The 14381-nt window shown below is 67.6% G+C and carries 19 protein-coding genes; 3 read left to right on the top strand and 16 right to left on the bottom strand.

What is annotated here, in order from left to right; genetic code table 11:
- Positions 1-6 precede the first annotated feature (6 nt).
- Both KF796_06395 and petA read right to left on the bottom strand, forming a co-directional pair.
- Positions 7-1419: a cytochrome bc complex cytochrome b subunit gene (locus KF796_06395; protein ID MBX3586255.1), complete on the bottom strand. Its 1413-nt coding sequence runs from the start codon at positions 1417-1419 to the stop codon at positions 7-9.
- An 11-nt stretch (positions 1420-1430) separates the two neighbouring features.
- The gene (gene petA / locus KF796_06390) at positions 1431-2030 is read right to left on the bottom strand and encodes a ubiquinol-cytochrome c reductase iron-sulfur subunit (GenBank protein ID MBX3586254.1); all 600 of its coding nucleotides are present in this window, start codon (positions 2028-2030) and stop codon (positions 1431-1433) included.
- 143 nt (positions 2031-2173) lie between these two features.
- On the opposite strand from petA, the gene mscL reads away from it, so the two are divergent.
- Positions 2174-2605, top strand: coding sequence for a large conductance mechanosensitive channel protein MscL (gene mscL, locus KF796_06385; GenBank protein MBX3586253.1), 432 nt, complete (start codon positions 2174-2176; stop codon positions 2603-2605).
- Here the strand turns inward: mscL and pdxA are convergent.
- Positions 2595-3608 (bottom strand): 4-hydroxythreonine-4-phosphate dehydrogenase PdxA, encoded by a 1014-nt coding sequence (gene pdxA / locus KF796_06380; GenBank protein ID MBX3586252.1) that lies wholly within the window; start codon positions 3606-3608, stop codon positions 2595-2597. The two genes, mscL and pdxA, sit on opposite strands and share 11 nt — an antisense overlap.
- Positions 3605-4363 (bottom strand): Nif3-like dinuclear metal center hexameric protein, encoded by a 759-nt coding sequence (locus KF796_06375; GenBank protein MBX3586251.1) that lies wholly within the window; start codon positions 4361-4363, stop codon positions 3605-3607. The genes pdxA and KF796_06375 overlap by 4 nt, the downstream gene beginning before the upstream one ends.
- Before the next feature lie 118 nt (positions 4364-4481).
- On the opposite strand from KF796_06375, the gene KF796_06370 reads away from it, so the two are divergent.
- On the top strand, positions 4482-5768 hold the full coding sequence (locus KF796_06370; protein ID MBX3586250.1) for a diguanylate cyclase: 1287 nt from the start codon (positions 4482-4484) through the stop codon (positions 5766-5768).
- A 127-nt stretch (positions 5769-5895) separates the two neighbouring features.
- Positions 5896-7038, top strand: coding sequence for a trypsin-like peptidase domain-containing protein (locus tag KF796_06365; GenBank protein MBX3586249.1), 1143 nt, complete (start codon positions 5896-5898; stop codon positions 7036-7038).
- Between the two features lie 96 nt (positions 7039-7134).
- Here KF796_06365 and tatC read toward each other — a convergent pair whose 3' ends face one another.
- The 12 genes from tatC to KF796_06305 all read right to left on the bottom strand — a co-directional run bounded on the left by tatC (position 7135) and on the right by KF796_06305 (position 14357).
- Entirely contained in the window at positions 7135-7932 is a 798-nt protein-coding gene (gene tatC / locus KF796_06360; GenBank protein ID MBX3586248.1) for a twin-arginine translocase subunit TatC, read from the bottom strand.
- Between the two features lie 53 nt (positions 7933-7985).
- Entirely contained in the window at positions 7986-8438 is a 453-nt protein-coding gene (tatB, locus tag KF796_06355) for a Sec-independent protein translocase protein TatB (protein ID MBX3586247.1), read from the bottom strand.
- Positions 8439-8447: 9 nt separating this feature from the next.
- Positions 8448-8696, bottom strand: a complete 249-nt coding sequence (gene tatA / locus KF796_06350) for a Sec-independent protein translocase subunit TatA (protein MBX3586246.1) — start codon at positions 8694-8696, stop codon at positions 8448-8450.
- Positions 8697-8775: 79 nt separating this feature from the next.
- The gene (locus KF796_06345) at positions 8776-9135 is read right to left on the bottom strand and encodes a histidine triad nucleotide-binding protein (protein MBX3586245.1); all 360 of its coding nucleotides are present in this window, start codon (positions 9133-9135) and stop codon (positions 8776-8778) included.
- Between the two features lie 24 nt (positions 9136-9159).
- Positions 9160-9513 (bottom strand): hypothetical protein, encoded by a 354-nt coding sequence (locus KF796_06340; protein ID MBX3586244.1) that lies wholly within the window; start codon positions 9511-9513, stop codon positions 9160-9162.
- Positions 9510-9902 (bottom strand): phosphoribosyl-ATP diphosphatase, encoded by a 393-nt coding sequence (locus KF796_06335; GenBank protein MBX3586243.1) that lies wholly within the window; start codon positions 9900-9902, stop codon positions 9510-9512. The genes KF796_06340 and KF796_06335 overlap by 4 nt, the downstream gene beginning before the upstream one ends.
- A 5-nt stretch (positions 9903-9907) precedes the next feature.
- Entirely contained in the window at positions 9908-10297 is a 390-nt protein-coding gene (hisI, locus tag KF796_06330; protein ID MBX3586242.1) for a phosphoribosyl-AMP cyclohydrolase, read from the bottom strand.
- A gap of 46 nt (positions 10298-10343) precedes the next feature.
- Positions 10344-11123 (bottom strand): imidazole glycerol phosphate synthase subunit HisF, encoded by a 780-nt coding sequence (hisF, locus tag KF796_06325; protein MBX3586241.1) that lies wholly within the window; start codon positions 11121-11123, stop codon positions 10344-10346.
- Between the two features lie 84 nt (positions 11124-11207).
- Complete coding sequence (hisA, locus tag KF796_06320) at positions 11208-11948, bottom strand: 1-(5-phosphoribosyl)-5-[(5-phosphoribosylamino)methylideneamino]imidazole-4-carboxamide isomerase (GenBank protein ID MBX3586240.1); 741 nt, start codon at positions 11946-11948, stop codon at positions 11208-11210.
- 24 nt (positions 11949-11972) lie between these two features.
- The gene (gene hisH, locus KF796_06315; GenBank protein MBX3586239.1) at positions 11973-12617 is read right to left on the bottom strand and encodes an imidazole glycerol phosphate synthase subunit HisH; all 645 of its coding nucleotides are present in this window, start codon (positions 12615-12617) and stop codon (positions 11973-11975) included.
- 52 nt (positions 12618-12669) lie between these two features.
- Positions 12670-13266, bottom strand: a complete 597-nt coding sequence (gene hisB / locus KF796_06310) for an imidazoleglycerol-phosphate dehydratase HisB (GenBank protein ID MBX3586238.1) — start codon at positions 13264-13266, stop codon at positions 12670-12672.
- Positions 13263-14357, bottom strand: a complete 1095-nt coding sequence (locus KF796_06305; GenBank protein ID MBX3586237.1) for a histidinol-phosphate transaminase — start codon at positions 14355-14357, stop codon at positions 13263-13265. The genes hisB and KF796_06305 overlap by 4 nt, the downstream gene beginning before the upstream one ends.
- Positions 14358-14381 lie beyond the last annotated feature (24 nt).

Here is a 14381-nt window from a genome sequence, read left to right as displayed (position 1 = left end):
TCCAGCTTAATGCGCGGCGAAGTTGACGCGGTCGGGCGGTGTCTTGAACTCGCCCAGGCGGCTCCACCACGGCATCAGCAGGAAGAAACCAAAGTAGAACAGCGTGCCAACCTGCGAGACGCGCCCGCCGATTTCGGACGGCGGCTGCACCCCGAGGTAGGCCAGCACCACGAAGTTGACGACAAAGATGCCGTACAGGTACTTGTGCCAGTCGGGACGGTAGCGGATCGACTTGACCGGGCTGTGGTCCAGCCAGGGCAGGAAGAACAGGATAATGACCGCGCCGCCCATCACCACCACGCCCCAGAACTTGGCGTCGATGGCCAGCATCATGGCGACCACGGCAACCGCCGCGCCCACGATCACGGCTTTGAACAGGCTGGGCATCTTGAAGCGCACCACGGCGAGCCCGGCAGCCCCCACCACGCAGGCGATCAGCGCATACATCATCTCGCTGGTGATGGCGCGCAGCATGGAGTAGTACGGCGTGAAGTACCAGACCGGCGCAATGTGCGCGGGCGTCTTCAGCGGGTCGGCGGGAATGAAGTTGTTGTACTCCAGGAAGTAGCCGCCGGCCTCGGGCGCGAAGAAGATGATGGCGGTGAACACCATCAGGAACACGCTGACGCCAAAGATGTCGTGCACCGTGTAGTAGGGGTGGAACGGCACGCCGTCCAGCGGCTTGCCCCTGGCGTCCTTGGGCGCCTTGGGGCCCTTGATCTCGACGCCATCGGGGTTGTTGGAACCCACGTCGTGCAGCGCCATCAGGTGGGCGGCCACCAGGCCCAGCAACACCAGCGGCACGGCGATCACGTGGAAGCTGAAGAAGCGGTTGAGCGTGGCATCGGAGACCACATAGTCGCCGCGGATCAGCAGGGCCAGGTCGGGGCCGACGAACGGGATGGCCGAGAACAGGTTCACGATCACCTGGGCGCCCCAGTAGGACATCTGGCCCCAGGGCAGCAGGTAGCCCATGAAGGCTTCGGCCATCAGGCACAGGAAGATCGCGCAGCCGAAGATCCAGACCAGCTCGCGCGGCTTGCGGTAGCTGCCGTACAGCAGGCCGCGGAACATGTGCAGGTACACCACCACGAAGAACGCCGAGGCGCCCGTGGAGTGCATGTAGCGGATCAGCCAGCCCCAGGGCACGTCGCGCATGATGTACTCGACCGACTCGAAGGCCTTGGCGGCGTCGGGCTTGTAGTGCATCACCAGGAAGATGCCGGTGACGATCTGGATCACCAGCACCAGCAGCGCCAGCGAGCCGAAGATGTACCAGAAGTTGAAGTTCTTGGGCGCGTAGTACTCCGACATGTGGACGCGGTAGGCGTCGAATGCCGTGGGGAACCGGTTCTCGAACCAGTTCGTGAGCTTGGCAGTGCCCGAGGCGTTGGGGGAGATTTCCTTGAATTCAGCCATGTCAGTGTCCCTCAGGCCTTCTTGTCTTCACCGATCAGGATCTTGGTCTCTGACAGGTACATGTGCGGCGGCACTTCAAGGTTGTCGGGCGCGGGCTTGTTCTTGTAGACCCGGCCGGCCATGTCGAAGGTGGAACCATGGCAGGGGCACAGGAAGCCACCGGCCCAGTCGTCGGGCAGCGAGGGCTGGGCGCCGGGCTGGAACCGGTCGGACGGCGAGCAGCCCAGGTGCGAGCAGATGCCCACGGCCACGAACACCTCGGGCTTGATCGAGCGGGCCTCGTTGCGCGCGTAGGGAGGCGTGAGTTCATCGGGCTTGCGCTTGGACAGCGGATCGGCCAGCTGCGCGTCGTTCTTGGGCAGCTCGGCCACCTGCTCGGGCGTGCGGCGCACGATCCACACGGGCTTGCCGCGCCACTCGACGGTGAGCTTCTCGCCCGGCTTGATCGCGGAAATATCGACCTCGACGGCCGCGCCGGCGGCCTTGGCGCGCTCGGAGGGCTCGAAGGTACTCACGAAGGGTACGGCGGTGGCCACGCCGCCCACTGCACCGGCACAGCCGGACGCGATCAACCACGTCCTTTTGCTGGTGTCGACTGGGGTGTCACTCATGGGGAATCCTCAATGAACATCGCTTATTAGGGTCAACCCGCGATTGTAGCCGAGCCCCATTGGCGAATTCAACGCCGGCCGCGAGCTTGACAGGGCCGGCGATCCGGCAATACTCCAAAGCCCCACTACAAGGAGCTGACAGCATGGGCATGATGAAGGAATTCAGGGAGTTCGCCGTCAAGGGCAACGTGATCGATCTGGCCGTGGGCGTGATCATTGGCGGGGCCTTCGGCAAGATCGTCGATTCCGTGGTCAACGACCTGATCATGCCCGTGGTGGGCACGGTATTCGGCAAGCTGGATTTCTCCAACCTGTTCGTGGTGCTGGGCCAGGTCCCGCCGGACACGGCCATGACGCTCGATGCCCTGAAGAAGGCCGGTGTGCCGGTGCTGGCCTATGGCCACTTCATCACCGTGGCGGTGAATTTCGCCATTCTTGCGTTCATCATTTTCATGATGATCAAGCAGGTCAACCGCCTCAAGCGCGAGGAGCCGGCACCGGCGCCCGCCGCGCCGGCCGCCCCGCCCGAGGACGTGGTGCTGCTGCGCGAAATCCGCGACAGCCTCAGGAAATAAGCCCGCGCGCGGCGCGGATCGCCGCGATCAGGCTGGACGGGTCGGCCCGGCCCGTGCCCGCGATGTCGAACGCCGTGCCGTGGTCCGGGCTGGTGCGCACCAGCGGCAGGCCCAGCGTGACGTTGACGCCCTGCTCCACGCCCAGGTACTTGACCGGGATCAGCCCCTGGTCGTGGTACATGGCCACCACGGCGTCGAACTCGCCGCGGCGCGCGCGCATGAACACGGTGTCGGGCGCGAGCGGCCCCGTGGCCTGGATGCCCTCGGCCTGTGCGGCCTGCACGGCGGGGGCAATGGTATCCAGTTCCTCGCGGCCAAACAGCCCGCCCTCCCCCGCGTGCGGGTTCAGGCCGGCCACGGCGATGCGCGCGGGCCGGCCCAGCGCGCGGCCCACGGCGGCATGGGTGATGCGCAGGGTCTGCAGCACGTTGCCGAGCGTGACCGCCTCAATGGCATCCCGCAGCGACACGTGGATGCTCACCAGCACGGTGCGCAACTCGTCATTGGCCAGCATCATGCGCACCGGCACCTCCTCCAGCGGCAGCCCCAGGAAGGCCGCCGCCTCAGCCTGCAGCAGTTCGGTGTGCCCGGGAAAACGCACGCCCGCCAGGGCCAGCGCCTCCTTGTGCAGCGGCGCCGTCACCAGCGCCGCCACCTCGCCGCGCAGGGCCGCGCGGGCCGCCCACACCACGCATTCGGCGGCCAGCCGGCCGGCTGCCGCATCCAGTTGCCCCCAGGGCAGGGCCGCCAGCGGCGCCCCCAGCTGCAGCACGGGAACGGCGCGCGGCGGGACCCGCCCGGCGCCCTCGGGCGCGTCGAGCACCGCCACCGGGAGCGGCGCCACGCCCGGCCGCGCGATGGCCCCGGCGGCCCGCCTCAGGCACGCCACGTCGCCCACCACGAAGCAGCCGGCCGTGACCTCGGGTGCGTCGCGAAATGCCTTGGCAATGATTTCGGGGCCGATGCCGGCGGCGTCGCCCAGGGTGATGGCGATCGGCTTCATGCCGGGTTGTCGATGTCGATGAACTGGTGGCTCACCCCCAGTGCCGCCGCCACATGGCCGGCCACGGCCGGCGCGCCGTAGCGCTCGCTCGCGTGGTGGCCGCACGCCAGAAAGGCCACGCCGCACTCGCGCGCATAGTGGGCCTGGGGCTCGGACATCTCGCCCGTGATGAAGGCGTCGGCCCCGGCGGCGATGGCGGCCTCAAAGTAGCCCTGCGCCCCGCCGGTGCACCACGCTATTTTTTTGATAGCGCCCTGTGCCCGCCCGACATGGACTACAGACCGATTCAGCACTGATTCAAGGTGCCGGGCCAGGGCCTGGGGGCCCTCGAACTGCGCGCCGTCGGCCCGGGCGCCCAGAAACCCCAGGTCCTGCTCGCCAAAGCGGCTGTCGGCGCGCAGGCCCAGCTGCAGGCCCAGCTGGGCGTTGTTGCCCAGCGCGGGATGGGCATCGAGCGGCAGGTGGTAGGCAAAAAGATTGATGTCGTGGGCCAGCAGCAAGGCCAGCCGCTGCTTCATCCAGCCGGTGACCCGGCCGTCCTGGCCACGCCAGAACAGGCCGTGGTGCACGAAGATCGCGTCGGCCCGCGCCGCCACGGCGGCCTCGATCAGCGCCAGGCTGGCGGTGACACCCGAGACGATGTGGCCCACCTCGCGCCGGCCCTCCACCTGCAGGCCATTGGGCCCGTAATCCTTGAAGCGCCCGGGTTCAAGCAGGTCGTCAAAGGCGTTCAGTAACTGTTGCTGGCTGGCCATGGTGTGTGCGGGAACGGATCAGCCTGCATTGTCGGCGAAGCGGGCTACGGGTCCACCCTCATAGGCCGGCATCGGGCGCAGGCCACATAATGAATTCATCCTACGAACAAGGTGCCGGATGAGCGCGCTGGAACTGATGATCTGGAGCATGGCGGTGGGCACCATCGGTGCGGTGGTCATGGTCGGGGCCACCGACTTCATCACCGTGCGCAGCATCGGCGCGGCCCAGGGCACGATCTACCACCTTTCGGCGCTCGCCTTCGTGGTGCTGCTCAGCGGCATCCCGCGTGCCATTGACCCCAGCATCGACCTGCGCATGCTGCATGTGGCCCAGGTGCTGGTCGGGCCCTTTTGCAGCGCCCTGGGCAATTTCTGGATCCGCGGCTGGCTGGCGGCCCACCAGCGCGACCGCTTCATGTCGGTCAGCCTGCAGGTCTCGGCGCTGGCCACGCCCGTGCTCGGGCTGCTCTGCCTGGCCCTGCCCGAAGGCCAGCAGCTGCCCGCGGCGGGTGCCCTGTGCCTGGCCAACAGCGTGCTGGTGCTGTGGCTGGGGGTGCGCGGCTTCCTGCTGGGCGACCGGCTGGCGCTGGGCATTGCGATGGGCTGCCTGCTGATGCTGCCGGCCATCGTGGGCCTGTACGCCATCGCCATGGGCCTGCCCGGCATCGGGCCGGGCCTGCAGGCGCTGTTCGCGCTCAGTGCCGCGGCCTGCATCGCGGTCATCGGCACCATGCTGTGGCAGCGCAACCGCCACGAGCGGCGAGCCCGGCCCGAGGATGCCAGCCCCTCGCAGTTCGACCCGGTGACCAAGCTGTACAGCGGCGTGGCGCTGGTCAAGCGGCTGATCAAGGCCCAGCGGCGGCGGCGGCGCACCCGGCGTGACGGCGCGGTGATTGCCGTGATGGTGTTCGACACCGAGGCCGTGCTGGCCCAGGCCGGCGGTGGCGGCCTGAACGAGATGTTCATCCACCTGGCCACCCGCATCCAGCGCCAGGTGGGCGTGGTCAACCCGGTGGGGCGCTACTACGACCGCTGCTTCATCACGCTGGTGGAGACCCTGCATTCACCGGCCTGGCTGCGCACGCTCGGGCTGCGCGTGGCCAGCAGCCTGCGCCGGCCCGTGGAGGTCACGTCGGTGGACGGCCAGCGCATCGAAATCCGCGCCGACATCGGCGTTGGCGTGGTCCACCTGTCGCGCCAGCATGCGGCGGTCGAGGACATCCTGCACGACGCGCAGCGCATGGCCGAGGCCGCCCGCGGCATGCGCTCGCGCGCCGCCATGCTGGACCCGCACACCGGCGAGGTGGTGCCGGTCGAGCGCGCCCAGCTCGGGCCGCGCCGCCACGGCCACCCGGCCCAGGTGCCGCACGCCATCAAGACCGTGCCCCGGCCCAGCCGGGCCTGAGCACCGCGCCGGCCAAAGCCCGGGCCAGGCCACGCCGCGCCGCGCCTGACTGGCCGCGCGCCCTGCCCGCGCCATCGCGTCTACACTGGGCGCTGTGTCCCGCCGTGACTTCTTGTCCTGATACATCATGCGTCGCTACTGGCTGATCTTTTCGCAGACCGTCACGGTCGTGCTCGCCCTCTGGTTCGTGGTGGCCACGCTCAAGCCCGAGTGGCTCAACCGGCGGCTGCTCCAGGGCGGCGTGGTGTCGCTGATCGAGGCCCCCGCCAGCGGCGCGGCGGCCGCGCCGGCCGGCAGCTTCCGCGTGGCCGCGCAGAAAGCGGCGGGGGCGGTGGTGAGCATCAACACCAGCAAGGCCGCCCAGAAGAACCCGCACGCCAACGACCCGTGGTTCCGCTTTTTCTTCGGTGACCAGGGCAGCCAGCCGCAGGCCGGCCTGGGCAGCGGGGTGATCGTGAGCGCCGACGGCTACATCCTCACCAACAACCATGTGGTCGAGGACGCCGACGAGATCGAGGTCATCCTCAACGACGCCCGCCGCACCAAGGCCAGGGTCATCGGCACCGACCCCGACACCGACCTGGCCATCCTCAAGATCGGGCTGGACCGGCTGCCACTGATCGTGCTGGGCAGCTCCGACGCGCTGCAGGTGGGCGACCAGGTGCTGGCCATCGGCAACCCCTTTGGCGTCGGGCAGACCGTCACGGGCGGCATCGTGAGCGCGCTGGGCCGCAACCAGCTGGGCATCAATACCTTCGAGAACTTCATCCAGACCGACGCCGCCATCAACCCCGGCAACTCCGGCGGTGCGCTGGTGGACGTGAACGGCAACCTGATGGGCATCAACACCGCCATCTACTCGCGTTCGGGCGGCAGCATGGGCATCGGCTTTGCCATTCCCGTCTCCACGGCGCGGCTGGTGCTGGAGAGCATCATCAAGGACGGCGTGGTCACGCGCGGCTGGATTGGCGTGGAACCCGGCGAACTGTCGCCCGAGCTGGCCGAGACCTTTGGCGTCAAGGCCAGCCAGGGCGTGATCATCACGGGCGTGCTGCAAAACGGGCCGGCCGCGCAATCGGGCATCCGCCCGGGCGACGTGATCGCCACCGTGGCCGGCAAGCCGGTGAACAATGTGTCGGAGCTGCTCAGCGGCGTGGCCGCGCTCAAGCCCGGGCTGAGCGCCAAGTTCGGCGTGCAGCGCGGCAGCGACCGGCTGGAGCTGGACGTGACCCCCGGGCTGCGTCCGCGCCCGCGCGCGGTGCAGCGCTAATCTGCTAGCAATTTGGTAGCGGACAGTGGCCGCCCCGCCTGGACTCCAGGCCTGTTTGACCTGAAAAGCCTGGCCTGAAAGGCCTGGCTTGAGTACTCAGGACGGTTTGTCGGCCGTCTCGGCTTCTTCATCGGGCGCCTTGGAAACCTTGGCGAACCAGCCGGCACCGATGATGCCCAGCTCGTACAGCAGGCACATGGGCACGGCCAGGGCCAGCTGCGAGATCACGTCGGGCGGCGTCACCACTGCGGCGATGATGAAGGCCACCACCACGAAGTAGCCGCGGAACCCCCGCAACTGCGCCACCGTGACCATGTTCAGGCGCACCAGCAGCATCACCACGATGGGCACCTGGAAGGCCAGGCCAAACGCCAGGTACAGCGAGAGAATGGCCTCCACATACGAGGCGATGTCGGGCGTGGCCGCCACGCTGTCGGGTGTGAAGCCCTGGATGAAGGCAAACATCCGGTCCAGCACGAAGAACTGCACGAAGCCGATACCCGCGTAGGCCAGCAGGCTGCCGAAGATGATCAGCGGCACCGCAAACTTCTTCTCATGCGAATACAGGCCGGGCGCCACAAAGGCCCAGACCTGGTACATCAGCCAGGGCAGCGCCGCCAGCACGGCCACCAGCATCAGCACCTTCAGCGGCACGAAAAAGGGCGAGAACACCCCCACGGCGATCAGCTTGGTGCCCGGCGGCATGTGGGCGCGGATCGGGTGGGCAATGAAGTCGATCAGGCCATTGGGGCCCGGCCAGATGGCCAGCAGGATCAGGGCCACGACGATGCCGTAGATGCAATAGAGCAGCCGGTCACGCAGCTCAAACAAGTGCTGCACAAAGGGCTGTTCGGTGCCGGCGAGTTCGTCGTCTGGGGTCTGCGGGTCGGACATGGTGGAAATGGGTTCGGATCAGACCCGGTGACAGGCCGCGCGCAAGGGCGCTGTCAATTGAATTTCTGCGGGCGGTAGCGGGCCACGCGCGCCGCGCCCGACAGCGCCTTGGTGCGGATGCCCGCGCGGGCCTTGTACCAGTTGGGCGTGGCCCCCTGCTTGAGGCGCCATTTCTTGCGGGGGTGGCGGTACTCGGGGTAGGACGGCGGCAGGCCGGCCTGGGCCTCGCCCGTGGCGGCGGCCCAGTCCTTCTCGAAATCGCTGGCGCTGGTCTGGATCGACTGCTCGACATCGCGTGCCGCGCCCTCGACCGAATCCTTCATTTTCTTGAGCTCGTCGAGCTCCATCGAGCGGTTGACCTCGGCCTTGACGTCGTTCACGTAACGCTGGGCCTTGCCCAGCAGCGTGCCGACCGTGCGCGCCACCTTGGGCAGCTTTTCAGGCCCGATGACGATCAGCGCGACGGCGCCGATCAGCGCCATCTTGGAAATACCGAGGTCGATCACGGCAGGCGATCAGGACTTGGTGCGGGCTTCGACGTCAATGGTGGTCTTGTCGGCGCTGGCGCTGGCATTGCCCGTGACCTGGCCTGCCGGCGCGGCGGGCTTGTCGTCGGCCGGGGCCGCGCCGTCTTTCATGCCGTCCTTGAAGCCCTTGACGGCGCCGCCCAGGTCGGAGCCCATGTTCTTGAGCTTCTTGGTGCCAAACACCATGACGACGATCAAAAGCACGATCAACCAGTGCCAGATGGAAAAGGAACCCATGGATTACTCCTGAAGAATTGCGTTGATTTTAGTCGGCAGGGGCGGCCCGCACGGAATTAACCCTGACGGGTGCCGCCGATTAGCCCTTGAGCCAGGGCCGCGGGCCGCCCATGACGTGCACATGCAGGTGATGCACTTCCTGGCCACCCTCGGCGCCGGTGTTGATGACCACGCGGTGCCCGCCCTCGGGATACGGGCGGCAACCCTCCTGCAGCGCGAGTTGGGGCGCCAGCGCCAGCATGCGCCCCAGCAGGCCCGCATGCCCGGGCTGCACATGGGCCAGCGAGGGCAGGTGCTCCTTGGGAACCATGAGGAAATGCACCGGGGCCCACGGATGGATGTCGTGGAAGACCAGCATCTCCTCGTCCTCGTAGACCTTTCTGGAGGGAATCTTGCCTTCGACGATCTTGCAGAAAATGCAGTTGGAATCAGCGCTCATGGGGAAGGAAAAGGAAAATGCGGGTCAGACCGGCTTGTTGTCACTGAAACGAAGCCAGCCGCGAATGTAACGGTAAAGGTACCAGAGCGCGATGACCGTGTAGGCGGCCGCCCCCGGCAGCACGAACAGCAGCCACAGCGGCGCCGTCACGGCCAGCCACAGCAGGGCCCACCAGAAGGTGCGGATCATGTAGCCATGGTGCAGGACGTACAGCGCATCGAGTTCCTCGCCCCGGCGCACGTAATTGACGATCAGCGCCACCACCGACAGCGACAGCAGCGTGAACGGCGCCAGCGTGTGCAGGCCGTACAGCACATGCATCACCGTGCGGTCGTTCTGGGTCTTGGCGCCGAACTCGGCAAAGTCGGTCTCACTCACGGACGCTCTCCTTCACGCAGACGGGCCTTGCGCAGGGCCTTTTCCTCGATGCCGCTGGTGCCCTCGCGGCGTTCCAGCTCGGCGATCACGTCGGCCGGCGCCAAGTCATAGTAGGCCAGTGCGACCATGCAGTGGAACCACAGGTCGGCCACCTCGCCCACCAGGCTGGCGCGGTCGCCGCCATGGTCCACGTCCTTGGCGGCCATCACGGTCTCGGTGGCTTCCTCGCCGATTTTCTTGAGAAAGGCGTCGGGCCCCCTGGCCAGCAGGCGCGCCACGTAGCTGGCCTGCGGGTCGCCGCCATGGGCCGGCTTGCGGCTCTCGATCACGGCGGCCAGGCGCGCCAGTGCGTCCTGCGAAGTCGGGGCGGAGGAATTGGCGGCGCTCATACGGTTCACTTGTAGATGGTTTGCGGGTCTTTCAAGACCGGCTCGGTCACCTGCCACACCCCGTCGCGGTACAGGCTGAAGAAACAGCTGTGGCGGCCGGTGTGGCAGGCAATGCCGGGCTCATGCCCGAGCTGGGTCACCTTGAGCAGCAGCACGTCGTTGTCGCAGTCCATGCGGATCTCGTGCACCGTCTGCACGTGGCCGGACTCCTCGCCCTTGAACCACAGCTTGCCGCGCGAGCGGCTGTAGTACACCGCGCGCCCCAGCTCGGCGGTTTTCTGCAGGGCCTCGCGGTTCATCCAGGCGAACATCAGCACGTCATTGGTGCCGGCCTCCTGCGCAATGACCGGCACCAGGCCCTGATCGTCCCATTTCACTTCGTTGAGCCAGTCCATGGCCGTATTGTCAGCCATAAGCGGCGGCCTGCCCGGCGAAGGGGCGTCAGCGGCGCACCGGGATGCCCCGGCTGGCCAGGTGGGCCTTGGCCTGGCCCACGGTGTACTCGCCATAGTGGAAGATGCTGGCGGCCAGCACCGCGTCGGCGCCACCCTGCTGGATGCCGTCGGCCAGATGCGCCAGGTTGCCCACGCCGCCCGAGGCGATCACGGGCACGTCCACCGCGTCGCACACGGCGCGCGTCAGGGCCAGGTCAAAGCCGGCCTTGGTGCCGTCGCGGTCCATGCTGGTCAGCAGGATCTCGCCGGCCCCGCGCGCGGCCATGTCACGCGCCCAGGCCACCGCATCGAGCCCGGTGTTCTGGCGCCCGCCATGGCTGTAGACGTCCCAGCCCGGGCCGCGGGTCTGCGCCTCGTCGTCGCTGCGCCGCTTGGCATCGATGGCCACCACGATGCACTGGGCGCCATAGCGGGCCGAGGCGTCGGCAATGACGTCGGGGTTGGCAATGGCCGCCGAGTTGAAGCTGGTCTTGTCGGCACCGGCATTGAGCAGGCGGCGCACATCGGCCACGGTGCGCACACCGCCGCCCACGGTGAGCGGGATGAAGACCTGCGAGGCCACGGCCTCGATGATGTGCAGGATCAGGTCGCGGCCATCGGAGGTGGCCGTGATGTCCAGGAAGGTCAGCTCGTCAGCGCCCTGCTCGTTGTAGCGGGCCGCGATCTCGACCGGGTCGCCGGCGTCGCGCAGCTCAACGAAATTGACCCCCTTGACCACCCGGCCGCCGGTCACGTCGAGGCAGGGAATGATGCGCTTGGCCAGCATCAGGCGCCGCCGGGCCGCCCCAAGGCGACTGGCGCCCCCCTGGGGGGCAGTGAAGCACACGAAGTGAGCGTGGGGGACATGTCTTCAGCCATTGAGCTCGTCGGCCCGGGCCTGGGCCTGGGCGAAGTCGAGGTCGCCGCTGTAGACGGCGCGCCCGCAGATCACGCCTTCCACGCCCTCGTCCTCGACGGCGCAGAGCTTTTCAATGTCAGCCATGTTGCTCAGGCCCCCCGAGGCGATCACGGGAATGGTCAGCGCCTGGGCCAGCTTGACGGTGGCATCGATGTTGATGCCGCTGAGCATGCCGTCGCGCCCGATGTCGGTGTAGATGATGGATTCGACGCCCCAGTCCTCGAACTTCCTGGCGAGGTCGACCACCTCGTGGCCGGTGAGCTTGCTCCAGCCATCGGTGGCCACCTTGCCGTCCCTGGCGTCCAGGCCCACGATGATGTGGCCGCCAAACGCGGTGCAGGCGTCCTTGAGGAAGCCCGGGTTCTTGACCGCGGCGGTGCCGATGATCACGTAGCGCAGGCCGCCGTCGATGTATTTTTCAATGGTGTCCAGGTCGCGGATGCCGCCGCCCAGCTGCACCGGGATGTCGTCGCCCACGGCCTTGAGGATGGAACGGATGGCGCTGAAGTTCTGCGGCTTGCCGGCAAAGGCGCCGTTCAGGTCCACCAGGTGCAGGCGGCGCGCGCCTTTGTCGAGCCAGCTCCTGGCCATGGCGGCCGGGTCTTCGCCAAAGGTGGTGGACTGGTCCATGTCGCCCTGTTTGAGGCGCACACAGTGACCGTCTTTCAGGTCAATCGCGGGAATGAGAAGCATGGGGCCGGAAGCAGCGGGTGGAAATCAGGGCGTCCAGTGCAGGAAGTTACGGTAGAGAGCCAGGCCGTGGTCTGCACTTTTTTCGGGATGGAACTGGGTCGCAAAAATATTATCGCGTGCAATGGCGGCCGTAAAGCGCGCGCCGTAGTCTGCTTCGCCCACGCTGTGGTGTGCATCAGACGTTCGCGCATAGTAGCTGTGGACGAAATAAAAGAAGCTGCCGTCGGGCACGCCGGCCCACAGCGCGTGCTTTTGCGCCTGCCAGACCTCGTTCCAGCCCATCTGCGGCACCTTGAAGCGGCTGCCGTCCGGCTGCAGCCGGCCCGCCAGCTCGAACTTGACGACCTCGCCATGGATCAGGCCCAGGCCGTCGGTGGGACCCTCGTGGCTGCGGTCCAGCAGCATCTGCATGCCCACGCACACGCCAAACAGGGGCTTGCTCGCGGCCGCCTCCAGCACCGACTGCTGCAGGCCAGACTCGCGCAGCTCGCGCATGCAGTCGGGCATGGCGCCCTGGCCGGGCAGCACGATGCGCTCGGCCGCGCGCACCTGCGCGGGGTCGGAGGTGACCACGACCTCGAAGCCGCTGCCCTGCGCCACATGCTGCACGGCCTGCGACACCGAACGCAGGTTGCCCATGCCGTAATCCACCACTGCTACAGTTTTCATAGCTGAAAGTGCCCGCCAGCCCTGGACTACAGGCCGATCTGGCTTGAAAAATTCACAACATGCCCTTGGTCGACGGGATGGTGCCCGCGGCCCGCGCGTCCAGCTCGAGCGCCGCGCGCAGCGCGCGCGCGAAGGCCTTGAACACGGTCTCGCACTGGTGGTGGGCGTTCTCGCCGCGCAGGTTGTCGATGTGCAGGGTCACGAACGCATGGTTCACAAAGCCCTGGAAGAACTCGTGCGCGAGCTGGCTGTCAAAGGTGCCGATCATGCCGCTCTTGAACGGCACGTTCATGATCAGGCCCGGGCGGCCCGAGAAGTCGATCACCACCCTGGACAGCGCTTCGTCCAGCGGCACGTAGGCGTGGCCGTAGCGGCGGATGCCCTTCTTGTCGCCCACGGCCCGGGCCACGGCCTGGCCCACGGCGATGCCCACGTCTTCGACCGTGTGGTGGCCGTCGATGTGCAGGTCGCCCGTGGCCTGGATGTCCAGGTCGATCAGCCCGTGGCGCGCGATCTGGTCGAGCATGTGGTCGAAAAAGCCGATGCCCGTGGCCAGGCTGGCCTTGCCCGTGCCATCCAGGTTGACCCGGACGGTGATCTGGGTTTCGGCGGTGTTGCGGGTGACTTCGGCGGTGCGGTCGGTGGTCATAGGGAGGCTTCCAGCGCGGCCAGCATCTGCGTGTTCTCGTCAGCGGTCCCGACGGTCAGGCGCAGGCAGTGGGCCAGCAATGGGTGCATTTTAGAAACGTTCTTGACCAGCACGCCGCGCGCGCGCATGCCGTCGAAGGTTTTCGCCGCGTCGGGCACGCGCAGCAGCACCATGTTGGCGTCGCTGGGCCAGACCTTGACGCCGGGCAAGGCGGCCAGGGCGGCCAGCAGGCGCGTGCGCTCGCCGCGCAGCTGCGCGGCCTGGCCGGCAAACACGTCGGCATGCTCGAGCGCAAACAGAGCGCATTCGCAGTTGAGCACGCTGATGTTGTAGGGCGGGCGCACCTTGTCGATCTGCGCCACCAGGGCCTGCGGGCCCATGAGGTAGCCCAGCCGCACCCCGGCCAGCCCGAACTTGCTGAGCGTGCGCATCAGCAGCACATGGCCGTGGCGGCCGATGCGGTCGATGTAGCTGCGGCTGGCGAACGGCTGGTAGGCCTCATCCATGACCACCAGCCCGCCCTGCGCGCCCTGGGCCTGGACGATGCGCTCGATCACGGCGTCGTCCCAGAGGTTGGCGGTCGGGTTGTTGGGGTAGGCCAGGTAAACAATGGCCGGGCGCTGGGCGCGGATGGCCGCGAGCATGGCGGCCTCGTCAAGCTCGAAATCGGGCGTGAGATCCACGCCGATGAATTTCAGCCCCTGCAGCTGCGCGCTCATCGCGTACATCACAAAGCCCGGCACCGGGGCCAGGATGGCGGCGCCCGGCACGTCGCAGGCCAGCGCCAGCAAGGAGATCAGTTCGTCCGAGCCGTTGCCCAGCATCAGGTCAAAGCCCTCGGGCATCTGCGCATGGCGGGCCAGCGCGGCGCGCAGGTCGTTGCCGCGCTCGCCGGGGTAGCGGTTCAGGGCCAGCGCGCCCAGGCGCTGCCCCAGATGGGCCTGCAGGTCGGGCGGAAGGCGGTAGGGGTTCTCCATCGCATCCATCTTGAGCAGGCCCGCCGAGGGCTGGACCGCGTAGGCATGCATGGACTGCACGTCCTGGCGGAACACGCGCTGCGCGACGCTGGCCGCGGTGGCTTCAGGCGCCATTGGCACCGTGGACGTGGGCCCTGC

The sequence above is a fragment of the Ramlibacter sp. genome (genome assembly GCA_019635435.1).
In the GTDB taxonomy this organism is placed as follows: Bacteria; Pseudomonadota; Gammaproteobacteria; order Burkholderiales; family Burkholderiaceae_C; genus JAHBZM01.
The sequence above is the reverse complement of the archived record's forward strand: the minus strand, read 5'-3'. Positions and strand labels throughout refer to the sequence as shown.

Excerpts from the sequence above, each read along its gene's own strand:
- KF796_06395 (MBX3586255.1), bottom strand. The coding sequence starts at position 1,419 with ATGGCTGAATTCAAGGAAATCTCCCCCAACGCCTCGGGCACTGCCAAG.
- petA (MBX3586254.1), bottom strand. The coding sequence starts at position 2,030 with ATGAGTGACACCCCAGTCGACACCAGCAAAAGGACGTGGTTGATCGCG.
- mscL (MBX3586253.1), top strand. The coding sequence starts at position 2,174 with ATGGGCATGATGAAGGAATTCAGGGAGTTCGCCGTCAAGGGCAACGTG.
- pdxA (MBX3586252.1), bottom strand. The coding sequence starts at position 3,608 with ATGAAGCCGATCGCCATCACCCTGGGCGACGCCGCCGGCATCGGCCCC.
- KF796_06375 (MBX3586251.1), bottom strand. The coding sequence starts at position 4,363 with ATGGCCAGCCAGCAACAGTTACTGAACGCCTTTGACGACCTGCTTGAA.
- KF796_06370 (MBX3586250.1), top strand. The coding sequence starts at position 4,482 with ATGAGCGCGCTGGAACTGATGATCTGGAGCATGGCGGTGGGCACCATC.
- KF796_06365 (MBX3586249.1), top strand. The coding sequence starts at position 5,896 with ATGCGTCGCTACTGGCTGATCTTTTCGCAGACCGTCACGGTCGTGCTC.
- tatC (MBX3586248.1), bottom strand. The coding sequence starts at position 7,932 with ATGTCCGACCCGCAGACCCCAGACGACGAACTCGCCGGCACCGAACAG.
- tatA (MBX3586246.1), bottom strand. The coding sequence starts at position 8,696 with ATGGGTTCCTTTTCCATCTGGCACTGGTTGATCGTGCTTTTGATCGTC.
- KF796_06345 (MBX3586245.1), bottom strand. The coding sequence starts at position 9,135 with ATGAGCGCTGATTCCAACTGCATTTTCTGCAAGATCGTCGAAGGCAAG.
- KF796_06335 (MBX3586243.1), bottom strand. The coding sequence starts at position 9,902 with ATGAGCGCCGCCAATTCCTCCGCCCCGACTTCGCAGGACGCACTGGCG.
- hisI (MBX3586242.1), bottom strand. The coding sequence starts at position 10,297 with ATGGACTGGCTCAACGAAGTGAAATGGGACGATCAGGGCCTGGTGCCG.
- hisF (MBX3586241.1), bottom strand. The coding sequence starts at position 11,123 with ATGCTGGCCAAGCGCATCATTCCCTGCCTCGACGTGACCGGCGGCCGG.
- hisA (MBX3586240.1), bottom strand. The coding sequence starts at position 11,948 with ATGCTTCTCATTCCCGCGATTGACCTGAAAGACGGTCACTGTGTGCGC.
- hisH (MBX3586239.1), bottom strand. The coding sequence starts at position 12,617 with ATGAAAACTGTAGCAGTGGTGGATTACGGCATGGGCAACCTGCGTTCG.
- hisB (MBX3586238.1), bottom strand. The coding sequence starts at position 13,266 with ATGACCACCGACCGCACCGCCGAAGTCACCCGCAACACCGCCGAAACC.
- KF796_06305 (MBX3586237.1), bottom strand. The coding sequence starts at position 14,357 with ATGGCGCCTGAAGCCACCGCGGCCAGCGTCGCGCAGCGCGTGTTCCGC.